Source organism: Vibrio sp. V19_P1S1T109, from assembly GCF_002241375.1.
GTDB lineage: Bacteria > Pseudomonadota > Gammaproteobacteria > Enterobacterales > Vibrionaceae > Vibrio > Vibrio anguillarum.
Window position 1 is genome coordinate 1 of sequence record NZ_NDIM01000146.1, and the last position, 14,921, is coordinate 14,921.

Genomic DNA, 14,921 nt, shown 5'->3' on the forward strand with positions numbered 1-14,921 from the left:
GATAAAAGATCAGACTGATTGTACAAACGCTCTTTTCCCGTCAGTTTTACAATACCTATCGCATATAATTCAGCTACATTTCTCAGCTCTCGTACATTTCCCGGCCATTGATGTGCACGCAGTAGCGACAAATAACTCAGTTCTACCGCTGGCAAAGGTTTCGCCAATTTATTACAGCTCTGCTTGAGAAAATAATGGAACAAAGTAGCGATATCATCGGGACGATGTCGAAGTACAGGCACCTCTATCACGCCTTGGTTTAGCAAATAATAGAGCTCTGGCTGCAACCGATTAGCCGTAATCAAGGCCTCAGGTTCCGTACCTAAAATAGCAATCACGCGCGTTCGAGCTTTGCTTAGGCGTTCTTGGTTAAGCATCCTCTGAGTCAAATAACGCTGCAATTCTTCAGAAAGTAATTCGATGTGGTCTATTAGCAATGTACCGTTTTCACTTGCATCTAATTTTTGTTCAATCTGTGCGAGCGTGGTCGCTGATGAAACGGTTAATTCCACCAGCGATGAAGCATGATTACCCTGTGTCAGTTGGTGGATGAGATATGCAATAGTATGCCGCCCAACACCCGATTCTCCACAAATAACAACATGACTGTTGAGCATTGAATACTGAGCAACATGGTGGCGAATTTGCCCCATTTGAGCGGATTTTCCGATGAGTTCGCATTTGATTGAGTTGGCCATAGCCGTTTTTTGTTGTACAAAATGACGACGAATATCGAGATTTTTCTTCACTAAGCTCAATAACTCCGCAGGATTGATTGGCTTTTCAAGAAAATCGCATGCCCCTATTTTGACCGCCTCTACCGCCATAGGAATGTCTCCGTGGCCAGTAATGACAATCACAGGAATATGCTCATCAATCGATTTAATCGCTTTAAGCAATTCAATGCCGTTCATTTGTGGCATATAGACATCAAGCAATATCACTCCAGCCCAATCAGAATGGATAAACTCACACGCTTTGGTGGGGTTAAGAAGTGCTTTTGACGGCAAATTAGCTATCGACATAAGATGCGAATATGAGTCAAGGACATCTTGGTCATCATCAATCAATAAAACAGAATAATTATGATTCATAAGGCAACTCCAGCACGACCATTGCACCTCGACTGACTGTCGAGGCAAGATAAATTTGACCCTTTATTTTTCCTATGAGCGAGCGGCAAATATTCAGCCCTAAGCCCAACCCTACTTCTTTGGTCGTGGTAAAGGGCGTAAAGAGTTTTTCAACGACATCATGAGCAAATCCAGCCCCTGAATCGCATACTGCAACAACGTGATGCGTTGGCGTACTCGACAGCAATATCACGTCAACTTTTTTGTGCTCACATCCCACAACCGCTTCACAGCCATTTACCAACAAATTAATCAATACCTGTTCCAAGCCGATTTGATCTGCAATGACTTGAATTGGTTGATGAATATGGCTTTGCAATACTATCTGTTGACGTTTCGCTTTCGTTTCAACCAACAACATAGCCTGACCGATAACGTCAGTAATCAAGACAGGGGTAAGGGTTTCATCACTGCTACTTTTACGAGAAAAATGACGTAACCCATTGATGATTTTGCCCATTCGCTCTGTTAAATGTTCAATATGATCGATGGAATGTCTGATTTGCTCTGTTTTCTTCTGCTCTAAAGCAAGGTTTACGCTATAGAGATAAGTCGACATCGCGCTTAATGGTTGATTCAATTCGTGCGCTAAACTGGTCATCGTTTGCCCGACCACCGCCATTTTAGCGGCTTGTACTAACTCACTTTGTGTTTTTTTAAGATGGTTTTCGGTCCGGTGGTGCTGCTCAATTTCAGCGAGTAACTGATGATTTTTTTCACGTAATGAATGAGTTTTTGCTCGAACTCGCTCTTCTAATAATCGATTAGCGTGCTCTTGATCGGTAACATCCGTAATCGTGATGATAACTTTATCGCTTAAACCGTGGGTATACTTACGTAAATACAAGCGCAAGTAATAAGGTTTATCCACATCGCCTAACGATAGCGTAATGACATCTGCACCATTTTCGATCAACTTAGCCTCTGGGTTAAACAGTGCTTGCAACTGCGATTGAGTTGACGTTGAAAAACAGAGCCAAAAGGCTTTCGGGTCCTCATTCTGGTCTATATTCAAGCGAACACGAGCGCTTAAGTTAGCCGATTCAATATAACCATCCAAATCACAAGTGATTAAACTCGCTTGCGTATTGTTAATCAAACTCAGTGCGTTGGTTCGATCCATTTCCTCCACTTTTTTACCATACTGAACCAATTTTTCACTGATCCGGCCAATTTCATCTCTGCCGTCTACCACAATAGGGTGTGAAAGATCATTATGAATGATGGCATCTAAACTGTCGCTAAGGCGGTTAAGTCGGCCCACAATCCGACGATTGATGAAATAGTAAGTCAAAAACAAACTGATAATGATCGATAAGCTAAAGCAGACAAACAGAATACGGTTACCATGAGAAACCAGTTCCGTGGTCTCTTTTTTCGCTTGAACAAACGACTCATCGGCGTTGGCGACCAACATCGCAATATCAGTATGTTGGTGGAGAAGCTGCTGCTGAACTTCAGCTCGAATATCATCAAGCTGGGCATTTAAACGCACCATAGAACGTAAGTTTTGATGGAAAGAGCCATTCAAACTCAATACATCCATTAGCTCACTGAGTAATTGTTGATAGGCGATGGTTGCAGGTTGTGAAAAAATCGGCGCACTCTGTGCGTACAGTTCTTCAAGGCGGAACTGTAGTACTTTCATGCCATTATTCACTTGGCTAATATGCTTAGATTGGATGAGCTCTTTTGCGAACATAAACGTTTGAGCCTCACCATCTAGGATAGACTGGACAGCCCCTAAACTCGCAAACAGCATGTCGCTTTCATTACCTTTCATTTTACGCTCTAGCTGCCACTGTATTTCTTGGCGCAGCGGAGTCAACTCAGAACCAATATCTTGATGTAGCCATTGGATCTGCTCTTGAAGTAACTCAATTTGACGACTTTGATCAATCCGTTGCCCGACCAGAAGACCAAATTGCTCACTAAGATTACGTAGCCGTTGATATCCAGCAAGCAGCCGTTGCTGCTCGCTGTTCAATTCAATCTCGCTTAATATTTTGCTGATCGTCGTTAAATTGTTATCCAAACGTTGCCGTTGCTCATCCAACTCAACTTTGTTACGCGTATTTGAGATGATTTCGATCCGTCTTTTAATTTCCGAACTACTGCTTTCGAGCAGATAACTGGCATTATATTTAGGAACACTTTTATCAAGCAGCTCGCTCACTTGATTATCTAAACTATTCCATGTTCCCCATGCGACGATGCTGACAATCGTCAACAGCAAGGTACTACAAGCAAAGGCTAAAACCAGTCTCGCGCCAATCGTGTTGTATTTCGGAAAAATCATGGCGTATCGACCCGGTCCAAGTTTTTTAGATCGGACAAAGCTTCTTCTAAGGTTAATGCCAACTGCATCTTCCAACGATGCGTCAGCTCCGCTACTTGCATAGAAATGGCGGCGGAGTGTGTCTCATACTGCGCCTCATCAACACTGATTTTTTGCCATGACTGATATACCACGGCTAACTCTGTTTCGGTCACAGGTAAAGAGAACACTCGAGTTTCAATATTTTCAATGAGCTTCAGAGCGGGTTCATTGTGTGCGTACTTGGTTTTAGCATGATTGATTGCGAGCCAAGTGTCTTTTAACTGAGGTAAGCGTTTGGTAATCGCAATTTCAAACAATAAGTTAACTAACTCCTCACGATGTGTAATGGATGCCATGGACAACTGTGTATATGCCTCATTAAACAGGGATTTATCGTTTATCGCATGTTTAGAAAAATCATTGCTATCCATATTCGTTTGTACCGATTTTGACATCAATAAATCGATGAATGCCTTCGCATATTGATCATTTTCACGCAGGCTCACTTGGGCGACGTATGTGGGCATTAGGGTAAAACTTTCATCATAGCGAAATTGAACGTGCTCAAATTTTCGTTCTAATATGCTGGCATAGCTATCAATCGTTGGGCCTATCCCAAATTGCCCTTTGGCTACATAATCACTCACACCAAAACTGCGTGAGGAAATTGTCCCTAAATTTGCCCCCACGTTCAGTAAAATCCGCCACCCTTGTTGCCAACCATATTTAGCAAGAATGCTCTCGACCATTAACTGAGTAGTACCCGAACGTGTTGGGGTACTCATCGTGATGTGGTCAAAATAGATAAAATTAGCCAGATCGGTGAACGACGTAGGCGTCGGTAAATGATGTAAGCTGAGATAGTCACGATTCCATACCAAACCAGCGCCAGAATAGCCTATCGTCACGACTTTATCAGTTGGCGGTAACATGTAGGGTTTTAACCATTCTGGTGGTTGCAAATGGGCAGGTAAGGTTGCGAGCTTATTGCTATTTGCTAAATGCTGCATTAAAAAAGGCGATGAGCTCAGCACTACATCAATATTCTGGATATAGCTTTTATTAAGCAGTTGAATACTCGATTGTGCTCTACGGTGGACAACTTGCACATCAACCCCTTGATACTGTTTGCTGAACTCTTCAATAAGAGGTAGCAAGGGTTCACGTGAAAATGTGGTCAGTATGACTAACTCATTCTCTTTTGCATAAGCGGTATTGATAGCCGCCGCTATCGATCCTAGTAGCACCATCCATTTGCACCAGCGTAATAAGGTACAAGAACGGGAAACCGCTTTTAAATCACAAAACCCTAAAAATTGTGCGTTCACTCAAAACTCTACCGTTTAGCTAAAAATAAATTATTAAACATTTGTGTCAGTTATGACGCAAAACAGCGTATTACAATTTCAATTTTATCAGCAAAACATAATTTACCCTTCGCTGAATTCCCATTTTTGACCCATTCACACTCTCAATTTGAGTCATTTCTGCCTCAAATTGGCACTTTTGAGCCCCATACCCATTTGTTTGAAGATGCATTCCGACAACGAAACAACCCTATTTAGTAATAACCCTATTTAGTATTTGATGAATGGAGAGCTCCATGCTTAACTTTTTTAAAACTCGCCCAGATCTACCGCTATCGGATAGCTCTGAGGGCGCAATGCAATCGCGTTTCAAAAGTTTTCAATGGCAAGTATTCTTAGGCTTAGTCTTTGGATACGCCATGTTCTATGTGGTTCGTATGAGTTTAGGCGTCGTTAAAAAACCGATGCTTGATGCGGGCATCGTATCGATAGAAGAACTCGGGATCATGGGATCAGCCTTCTTCTTCACCTACGCATTTGGTAAGTTTTCGAACGGTTTCCTTTCTGACTACGCCAACATCGGCCGATTTATGTCGTTCTCACTACTGCTTTCCGGTGCCACTGCCATATTCATGGGGTTGAACACCACGGCATTCTTCTTTGTGTTACTTTGGGCCGTCAATGGTTGGTTCCAATCGGTGGGTTCTGCGCCTTCTTGCGTCTCGCTTTTCCAATGGTTCTCACCTAAACAACGCGGAAGCCGTTATTCGATTTGGGGAGGATCTCGAAATATCGGCGAAGGCATCACTTGGATTCTAACAGCAACGCTAGTGAGTTATTTAGGTTGGCAAGCAGGTTTCATCGGTGCGGGCATTGCTGCCATCATCGCTGCATTGATTATGTTCTTTGTACTGAAAGATCGTCCGCAAACCTATGGTTTACCTGATGTTGCAACAGCATTTGGTGAAGAGCCCGAGTTCAAAAAAGCCAACGATCCAAAAGAAACACGTCGCGCTCAACTGTTCATTTTGAAGCAGCCGACTGTCTGGCTGATTGCCGCTGCTTGTGCCGCGATGTATATCTCTCGCTATGCGATGTCTTCTTGGGCGGTGTTATACCTACAAGAAACCAAAGGCTATTCACTGATTGATGCTGGTTTTGCAATGTCCACTTACCCTATTGCAGGCCTCGCGGGCGCTATTTTGTCTGGTATCATTTCAGATAAAGTATTCAACGCTAACCGTCATATCCCAACGCTACTTTACGGATTTGCCAATATTGCAGGTATGTGCTTGATGTTCTTCGGCCCCGATAACCGTATGGTAGATGCTGTTGCTCTAGGCTTAATTGGCTTTGCGATTGGTGGGCTTGTCGTATTTCTTGCTGGCCTAACGGCTTGTGACTTAATGCCTAAAAATGCCGTCGGTGCCGTAAAGGGCTTTATTGGTTTGTTCTCTTACTTAGCCGCTTCGGCTCAAGAACTGGTGTCTTCATCACTGATTAAAATGACGGAAGTGGATGGCGTAACCAAATATGACTTTACTCAAGCACAATATTTCTGGTTGGCCGCTGGCGTGATTTCTTTACTGCTTGCGACTACGGTATGGAATGCCAAGAAAGTAACGGATATTGATGCTCCTACGGGCCAGATACTGGAAACGAAACCAAGTCTCTAATCTATAACACCCTTGATACAGGGGGATAATCCCCCCTGTTATTTTCTTATTTTCATTCTTATTTTCTATATCCAAATCACTTGAAAAATCGACTAAATGTCGGCCGAGAGCAATGGACAAGTGCAATTAGCACCACCATAACTTCAAGTAAAATGGCTATAGCGAGTGTCGTTATAGGATACCACTATGTGTAAAACAAAAATCGTTGCAACGCTTGGCCCTGCAAGCCAAAGCCGTGAGATGATCACCAAGCTCATTAATGCTGGTGTTAACGTTGTACGTTTAAACTTTTCTCACGGCACCGCTGACGAGCATATTGAACGCGCGATGTTAGTACGTGACATTTCACAAAAGCTTGGTGTCAGTGTCGGCATATTAGTCGATTTACAAGGACCTAAGATCCGTATTTCCTGTTTTGAAGACGGTGCGATCACTCTAAAAGCGGGTGACTCATTTATTCTCGATGGGCTTCACCCCACAATGGCTGGTAACCAAGAACGTGTGGGCTTAGATTACCCGCAGCTGATTCAAGACTTGAAATTGGGTGATACTTTACTGCTTGATGATGGCCGAGTACAACTCCGGGTCGAAGAACTCAACAAACCACAGCAGTGGGTAAAAACTCGCGTCATAAACAACGGTAAGCTGTCTAATCGCAAAGGCATTAATTTGCTCGGTGGTGGCCTTTCCGCGCCAGCACTGACGGACAAAGACAAACGAGACATCATCACTGCCGCGAAACTCCAAGCCGATTTTCTAGCCGTCTCATTTCCACGTAATGCCCAGGATTTACATGAAGCGCGCCGGTTAGCGGTACAAGCCGGCTGTCATGCACACATTGTCGCCAAAGTAGAGCGAGCCGAAGTGGTGAGCGATCAAAAAAATATGGACGCGGTCATCAATGCATCCGACGTTGTGATGGTTGCTCGTGGTGATTTAGGCGTTGAAATCGGTGATGCTCGCCTACCCGGCGTACAAAAAGCGTTGATTGCGCGCTCAAACTATTTAGGCAAACCCGTTATCACCGCAACACAAATGCTGGAGTCGATGATTGACAACCCGCTGCCAACACGCGCAGAAGTGCTTGATGTAGCGAACGCGATTATTGATGGCACTGACGCTATTATGCTGTCAGCAGAATCAGCGGCGGGAAGCTATCCCATTGAAGCAGTGGAAGCGATGGTGCGTATCGCTCACGGTGCAGAACAAGAGTTAGGCTGTGCGCAAAATTCATGGGATAAACTGCATCATTTGTGCAGCGATGCGGGCAAAAGCTTCGCGCTTTCCTCCATGATATCGGCGACTAAGGTTCATAAAGATCTTGGGGTCGCCATTTTAACTCAACAGGGAGAAACACCCCTGTTGATGTCTCGCTGTCAAAGCCAAGCTACCATTTGGGCACTCTCCGACAGGCCTGAACTGCTGCGTAAATTAACCATTTTGCGCGGCGTTACACCAACCTATATTCCATCATTAGCGACACAAGCGGATTTGCTGTCTCAGCAAGTGCTTAACGCTCTGGCACAAGACGCAGCTAACCGCCATATTTCATCCATTTTGATGACACAATTAGAATCGATCGAAGGCGTGGGTAATATTAACGTCTGTCGTTTATTGACGTTGCCAGTAGTAAAAGAATTAGCCGCGTAGAATGTAGGGTTCTGCGCCGCTAATCATGAGATCATTAAAATTATTCAGTGATCTCAACACCTCCCCCTAAAAAACCTTGCTCCACAGGGAACTTGGCCTGCGCTTGTCGCAGGCCCTTTTTAATGATGCCAACAGCCAATTATTTATATAAACAGTAACCTGAGTGAATGAATGGATTGAGCAGCTAAGGCTTCTAATTCCGCTTGTAGCTCTTGATAAGTTTGCGCAGAGTCAGCACTTTTCTCAATGACTAAACACAGATCAAACAAGGCATGCAAACCTAAGCTGCCAGCTGAACCTTTCAATTTGTGTGCTAACGACTTAACGACCTGAGCCTGTTCCCTCGATTGACGAAACTCGTGTAGGTATTCATGCGTGCAATCGGCGAACAGCTCAATGATTTCATTCATCTTGTCACGCCCTAGCACTTCAATATCCGCGAGTAGGATCCGCTCGTCCATAATCGGACGAGCGGATTTTTGGCTATCAGAGATTACGTGCGTAGGCACAATCAACTCAACGGGTAAGGTATTGTGTTCAATACGTTGCTGGACAAGTTGTGCAAGATCTTCTTTGACTAAAGGTTTGGGCAAATAGCCATCAAAACCAGCCGCTAAATAGCTTTCCACCTCTTCATTAAACACATGCGCCGAAATAGAAATCATCGGTGTGGGGCGTAGATGCGAATACTGTTCATTTTCGATAAGTTTGAGCTGCGCCAACAGCTCAACACCATTAACGTCAGGTAGATTAATATCGAGCAGTGCGATATCAAACCGGTGTTCACTAAACAGAACCCGAGCTTCAGCGCCTGTTTTCGCGGTGAGCACATTATGACCGAGACTGGTCAAAAACCCTTCAGCAACCATGCAGTTAACAGGGTTATCCTCTACCAGCAAGATGTTGGCCTCTCGCGTCGCGGCTATCGGCCTTTTAACCACTTCATTCACTGCCTCTCCTCGCTGTAAAGGAACAGTAAACTCAAAACGGCTTCCTTTGCCTAAATCTGATTCAAGCTTAAGCTCGCCGCCCATGGCTTCAACAAGCCGTTTGCTGATAGCCAAACCAAGCCCAGTACCGCCTTTGTAACTTTGCTCACTGGAAGCTTGAGTAAACGCATCAAACAGCCTGATTTGATCCTGTTCACTGACTCCAACACCGGAATCCGACACTTCAAATGTCACTTGATTAGGCATTTCAGCATCAAGACTGACATAAATATCCACATAACCTTGATCGGTAAATTTGATGGCATTACCCACAAGGTTAGTCAGCACTTGACCTAAGCGAGTCATATCACCCACCCAAAAAGGAGCAACATCCAGTTCAATCTGCTTGGTAAATTCAAGCGACTTTTCTTCAGCACGTCCTTTCATCAGTTGGTAAACATCGTCCACCATTTGATGCAAATTAAAGTTGGCATTGCGAATTTCTAAGTGTCCGGCCTCAATTTTTGAATAATCCAGCACATCATTCAAAATGGACAACAAGGTGTGGCCGCTGCGGTTAATCACGTCCACATACTGGCGCTGTTGAACGGTTAATGGCATCTCTTGTAATAAACGAGCCGTGCCTAATACGCCATTCATTGGTGTGCGGATTTCATGGCTCATGGTAGCCAAAAATGCCGATTTAGCGCGGTTGGCTTGCTCGGCTAAGTTGCGAGCTTTGGCATGATTCAACACTTCCATATTGAGTTTCTCATTGGTGTGTTGTAATTGTTCTGTTCGCTCGGTAACCACTTCCTCTAAGTGCTCTTTGTGTTCTTGTAACGCCTCTCTCGCCTGCGCTTCACTTTCCGCCACCACTTTAAGAGACTGCGCGGTATTGCGAGCCGTGATGATCGCCTGCCCCATTTGCGCCAGTTCATCCTCTCCTTGAACTGCTACTTCCACCTGCAGTTGCCCTTTTGCGATGGATAACAGTGCCGATGAATATTCGGCTAAACGTTTTACCACCGACAGATAGACGACCTTCCACATAATGAAAGCTGCAATGAGAAGGCCAACCAAGGTTAATAAGGTCAATGTATACTGTGCCATATTCAAGGTTGTAGAGAGCTGCGCAACAGCGTGAGTCGTTGTACGATTGGAGTCATCTACTAAGCGGCTGACGGTAGTATTGAGATCTGAAAACTGTACTAAGGTGTTTTGTGTGAGCGATTTTGCGACCTGTTCGTTATCATAACGTTGCTGCAAAACACTAAAAACCACTTTGCGCTTTTCTAACTCATTAAGCAGCTCTGTCATTTGCTTCGAACGCGTCGGGTCTTCTACCGCGCGTACTCTGCGCTGCATGATGGTGAGGTTATGCAAAAACTCTGTTTGGATTTGTTGGATTCGCTCAACATCGGTAACCGTGCGTGTCTCTTCGATGTGGCTGAGCATTTTGAACGCCAGCAAATGAAGCTCATGCAAGCGCTCTGAAAGATCGAGGTCTACTTCCACTAAAGCGTCTAACGCTTTGTACGCTTGTGACGTTTTATCGGCTTGTAACAAGTCATAAATATGCGTCACATTCGCCACTGCGATGGTACTGGTATTGAGCACTTGAGTGCGCGTCAGCTCTTCCAATTGCAGCGCCAGTTGTCGCATCTCTTCCACTCGAACACTTAAGTCATGTGCCAGATACAACTTACGCTCAACCGTAATACCAAGCTGAGCCAGTGTATCGATAACGCTTTGAACATCATTTTCTAGGCGCGTCAGCAGTTCTGAATCAAAAGAATCGGCACCCAACTGCTTGATGTGATTAAGCAAAGATTGAAGCTGATCGAAAAGCGCTTTGCCATACTGCTGGCGCTCTTGCTCTGTTTTTGAGTTGGTTAACATTTGCACAGACGTAATGATTCGTGTGCTTAACTCCGACACTTGACGCGCTTCCAGCATCGAAGGAATGGCAGAATTCACCACATTACGTTCGGTTTTAGCCACCAGCGAAAAACCAAACACACCGATCAACGCCGATAACAAAACGAGCAGGGCCATTGCCGAAAAGGACAACATTAATTTTCGGCCAATACTGGCTTTGGCTAACAACATGGCACCCAACCTCAAACATTACTTCTTAAGCAACACGGAATGGGCTATATTTTGCAGTGTTTACTCACGTTATGCCAACGAATAGCGAATGCAATTGATCTTAAACCTTATTTCCCCAACACTTTTACTGCTGATTTTAAGCTTGGTTAGCAGCACAACATTCGCCGAACCCCATAAGAAAGTCTGCGCTTTATACCCTCACCTCAAAGATTCCTATTGGTTATCAGTCAACTATGGAATGGTTGACGAGGCGAGAAAACAGAAGTTGAATTTACGCGTGTTAGAATCGGGTGGTTATCCTAATCATGAACGACAAAAAGAACAGCTTTCATTGTGCGTTCGTTGGGGCGCTGATGCGATCATTCTCGGTACTGTTGCGCCGGATCTTTACACAACGGACTTAAGCACATACGTCGCTTCTACGCCTGTGTTTGCAACGGTTAATCAGCTCATTCTCAATCAGCAGCAGGCTGCACGGCTACAAGGTCAAGTGGGTGTCGATTGGTATTGGATGGGATACTACGCGGGAAAATATCTTGCTGATAAGCACCCACGAGGCAGTGGGAAAACCAATATAGCTTTGCTACTTGGCCCGAAAACCAGTGGTGGTACTCAACCCGTTAGCCAAGGTTTTTATCGCGCAATACAAGACAGCGATATCAACGTAGTGGAAAGCCTATGGGCAGATAATGATAAAGAACTGCAGCGTAATTTAGTACAACAAGCGCTGGAGCGAACTGACCTTCGTTATATTGTGGGCAGCGCCGTCGCGATTGAAGCGGCGATCAGCGAATTGAGAACCTCAGGGGTGACAAACCACATCGGTTTGGTGGCAACCTATTTAAGTCATGGCGTCTACCGCGGGCTACTGCGTGGCCGAGTCGAATTTGCGCCAACGGATAAAATGGTCGAGCAAGGCAGGCTTTCCATTCAACAAGCTGCGGCTTTTTTCAATCAGCAACCTTATGAAAAAAAAGCCGCCCCGATTATCGAATCCTTAACGCCTATGTCACTCAACCCGCAGATAATTGCAGATTCGTTATCTCCATCTGAATATAGGCCGACTTTTAGCGTAAAAGAGATTGAATAAAAGTAGCGATTTCGCTATTTAACATACTGATTTGAATCATAGGAACTCTTCAATGCAAACAACGACTCGGACTATGCCTGCGCATAAGCATGTCGCTCTCGTCGCTCACGACAACTGCAAACCGGAACTACTTCGCTGGGTAAAAGAAAATAAAGAAAAACTACAGCGCCATTTTTTATACGCGACAGGAACCACTGGCAACATGCTCAGCAAAGAGACTGGCCTTGCTATAAAAAGCATGATCAGCGGTCCGATGGGTGGCGACCAACAAATTGGCGCGTTGATTTCTGAAGGCAAAATTGATGTATTGATCTTCTTCTGGGATCCACTCAATGCCGTACCGCATGATCCCGATGTAAAAGCTCTGCTACGAATTGCCAGCGTTTGGAACATTCCAGTTGCCACAAACCGCGCCAGTGCTAAATTTTTGTTCTCTTCACAGTTGATAGAGCAAGAGGTCGATATCGAGATCCCTGATTACCAAGCTTATCTAGCTGAACGCATGTAACCTATAACCTTCACATACGCACAGAGACACACAGTCAAAATCCAAATCACCACATAAGACAACTTGATCGCCTGCGTGAACGCATCCTCTTCCAAAGGATGCGTTATTTCTGCTTCACCACTGGGTAATCCCCTGATAGCAATTCGCGAACAAAAACCGAGCCACTGCCCGAGTGCGTGATCCACACTTTCTCTTTAGCGCGGGTCATTGCAACGTAGAATAAACGGCGCTCTTCGGCGTAGGGGAAATCATCATTCGATTGGCTCAATGCACTATCGATATGCAGCGCTTTCACTCGAGCCGGAAACTGCCCCTCATCAACACCGAGCACAATCACAAAATCGGCTTCTTTACCTTTACTGGCATGACAAGTCATAAATTCTATATTGAGTGAGCGGTAATGCTTTTTCCAGTCGTTAAGAAGTTCTGGTTTATGGTAATGGTTTCGTCCAAGCAATAGCACAGATTGCGTACTATTCGCTTGGCGATTGAGTTGATCCAAGATCTTTTCAATGTTGTTGCTTGGTGCAATAAAAACTGATTTTTGCTTTTGCTGCTTGAAGCTGTTAAGTGTTTTTGGTAACTGATTCGGATTGGCTTGAATAAACTGGTTAGCCACCGCACCCAACTGATCATTAAAACGATAAGTCGTATCCAGATAATGAACCGTCGAGTGTGGGAAGCGCTCACTAAACCCAGTCGTAAGATCAACGTCAGAACCAGCAAATTGATAGATTGACTGCCAATCATCACCCACTGCAAACAAGTTACACGCTCCTGGCTGCTGCTCACACAAAGATTGGATCAACGCCAATCGCTGTGGTGAAATATCTTGGTATTCATCGATCATGATGAATTTCCAATTCGATTTAAATTTGCCCTTTTCAACGTATTCCGTTGCGCGGCTGATCATCATATTAAAATCGATTTGATTTTGCTCTTTGAGCATTTGTAACCAAGCTTGGTAACATGGCCAGCACAAAGAGAGCTCACTGTTCAGCCTTGAATAGTCTGGATGGTCAATCAAACGTTGTTGCAGCTCCTTTTTCCCAAGACCAAGCATAGCCAGTTGCTCAAGCTGCTTTTCCAACCATGCAATCAGCTTTGGGTTTTCAACATGGCTGCCCAGTTCATCATCACCAGCTAAATAAGCAATTGGCCATTTAGATAAATGCTTCTGCCAACGCTTAAAATTGGTCGGCGTCATCCAATGTTTCTTCAACCAATCAATACACCATGCCAACTTTAAGTTACTGTCTAGAGCCACTGGCGAAATGATCGCTTCTCGCCCTTCGACCTCGTTTAAAATTTTCAGCCCTAACTGATGGAAGGTATTAACGCGAACGTGTTCCGCCGCCATGCCGATTTTGCTATCTAATCGCTGTTCCATCTCTTTCGACGCATCGCGACCAAAAGCCACCAGTAGAATTTCGTGGGCCTGTGCAAGGTGACTTTGGAGTAGATACGCAACACGCGCCGTCAAAACGCTGGTTTTGCCCGAACCTGCACCCGCTAGAATGAGGTTGTGATCATCATTGAGTAGCACTGCGTGTTGCTGCGACAAATTAAGTGGAGAACTTTCGACTTGAGAGAATAAGACTTCCCAGTTTTGACGTTCCAATTCAAGCCAGTGTTGATTTCGTTGGGCAAGGGACGCCGAGCGATCCGTAAGCCAAGGCGAGAGCTGAGCAATAGCATCAGGTAGCCGTTGACGTGCTTCGGCTAATTTCATGTCCATCGTCGAAAAATCAGCTTCCACTTGCAAAGCCCAAACATCCAATAAGGAGTGCGGCAAAAAAGAGGGTAAACGCTTCAAGCGATTGAGCTCTTGCTCCCAGCGAGGCAGATACTGACTCAACTGCACACATTGACGATTGTGCCATTGTTGATAAGCCGCTACCGCCGTATGGGCAAACTGTCGGCACTCGGGCCAAGGCAAACCTTGCACCAACCATGATTGCTGAACGCCTTCATCTTCATGCGCAAAAAACTGCAATGCTCCCCAAAACAAACCACGCTTAACACGGACTTTACCGTTCCAAACCGTGAACGGGATCCGCTCTTCGCTGACAGCCGAGGAGATAATCAAACGCTGTTGGTCAAGTTCAACTTGGTTATATTCGTCTTGAATGAGAAATTGTGCAGGCTTATTTGCGCTCAGCTGCATGGTTTTATGCTCTTTTATAAGAATGTGAA

At 44.8% G+C, this 14,921-nt stretch carries 9 protein-coding genes; 4 read left to right on the forward strand and 5 right to left on the reverse strand.

The window, feature by feature from the left end; genetic code table 11:
- The 3 genes from B9J87_RS06755 to B9J87_RS06765 all read right to left on the reverse strand — a co-directional run.
- On the reverse strand, positions 1-1,094 hold a 1,094-nt coding region (locus tag B9J87_RS06755), incomplete at its 3' end, for a sigma-54-dependent transcriptional regulator (protein ID WP_094149877.1).
- Positions 1,084-3,432, reverse strand: coding sequence for an ATP-binding protein (locus B9J87_RS06760; protein ID WP_047689680.1), 2,349 nt, complete (start codon positions 3,430-3,432; stop codon positions 1,084-1,086). The genes B9J87_RS06760 and B9J87_RS06755, both read right to left, overlap by 11 nt.
- The gene (locus B9J87_RS06765) at positions 3,429-4,781 is read right to left on the reverse strand and encodes an ABC transporter substrate-binding protein (protein WP_094146905.1); all 1,353 of its coding nucleotides are present in this window, start codon (positions 4,779-4,781) and stop codon (positions 3,429-3,431) included. Before B9J87_RS06765 ends, B9J87_RS06760 begins: the two co-directional genes overlap by 4 nt.
- A gap of 275 nt (positions 4,782-5,056) precedes the next feature.
- On the opposite strand from B9J87_RS06765, the gene B9J87_RS06775 reads away from it, so the two are divergent.
- Positions 5,057-6,436 (forward strand): MFS transporter, encoded by a 1,380-nt coding sequence (locus tag B9J87_RS06775; protein ID WP_026028333.1) that lies wholly within the window; start codon positions 5,057-5,059, stop codon positions 6,434-6,436.
- Between the two features lie 186 nt (positions 6,437-6,622).
- A complete protein-coding gene (gene pyk, locus B9J87_RS06780) occupies positions 6,623-8,086 on the forward strand; it encodes a pyruvate kinase (RefSeq protein ID WP_019280880.1) in 1,464 nt (487 codons plus the stop codon).
- 143 nt (positions 8,087-8,229) lie between these two features.
- Here the strand turns inward: pyk and torS are convergent, their stop codons facing one another.
- Positions 8,230-11,127, reverse strand: a complete 2,898-nt coding sequence (torS, locus tag B9J87_RS06785; protein ID WP_254918105.1) for a TMAO reductase system sensor histidine kinase/response regulator TorS — start codon at positions 11,125-11,127, stop codon at positions 8,230-8,232.
- 88 nt (positions 11,128-11,215) lie between these two features.
- On the opposite strand from torS, the gene torT reads away from it, so the two are divergent.
- Together torT and B9J87_RS06795 are read left to right on the forward strand one after the other, a co-directional pair.
- The gene (torT, locus tag B9J87_RS06790) at positions 11,216-12,217 is read left to right on the forward strand and encodes a TMAO reductase system periplasmic protein TorT (protein ID WP_094149879.1); all 1,002 of its coding nucleotides are present in this window, start codon (positions 11,216-11,218) and stop codon (positions 12,215-12,217) included.
- Positions 12,218-12,269: 52 nt separating this feature from the next.
- A complete protein-coding gene (locus B9J87_RS06795) occupies positions 12,270-12,725 on the forward strand; it encodes a methylglyoxal synthase (protein WP_026027464.1) in 456 nt (151 codons plus the stop codon).
- 103 nt (positions 12,726-12,828) lie between these two features.
- Here the strand turns inward: B9J87_RS06795 and helD are convergent, their stop codons facing one another.
- On the reverse strand, positions 12,829-14,892 hold the full coding sequence (gene helD, locus B9J87_RS06800) for a DNA helicase IV (RefSeq protein ID WP_094149880.1): 2,064 nt from the start codon (positions 14,890-14,892) through the stop codon (positions 12,829-12,831).
- Between the last annotated feature and the right edge of the window lie 29 nt (positions 14,893-14,921).

Coding starts and splice junctions, on each gene's coding strand:
- torS (WP_254918105.1), bottom strand. CDS start 11,127: ATGTTGTTAGCCAAAGCCAGTATTGGCCGAAAATTAATGTTGTCCTTT.
- B9J87_RS06760 (WP_047689680.1), bottom strand. CDS start 3,432: ATGATTTTTCCGAAATACAACACGATTGGCGCGAGACTGGTTTTAGCC.
- B9J87_RS06775 (WP_026028333.1), top strand. CDS start 5,057: ATGCTTAACTTTTTTAAAACTCGCCCAGATCTACCGCTATCGGATAGC.
- torT (WP_094149879.1), top strand. CDS start 11,216: ATGCAATTGATCTTAAACCTTATTTCCCCAACACTTTTACTGCTGATT.
- helD (WP_094149880.1), bottom strand. CDS start 14,892: ATGCAGCTGAGCGCAAATAAGCCTGCACAATTTCTCATTCAAGACGAA.
- pyk (WP_019280880.1), top strand. CDS start 6,623: ATGTGTAAAACAAAAATCGTTGCAACGCTTGGCCCTGCAAGCCAAAGC.
- B9J87_RS06795 (WP_026027464.1), top strand. CDS start 12,270: ATGCAAACAACGACTCGGACTATGCCTGCGCATAAGCATGTCGCTCTC.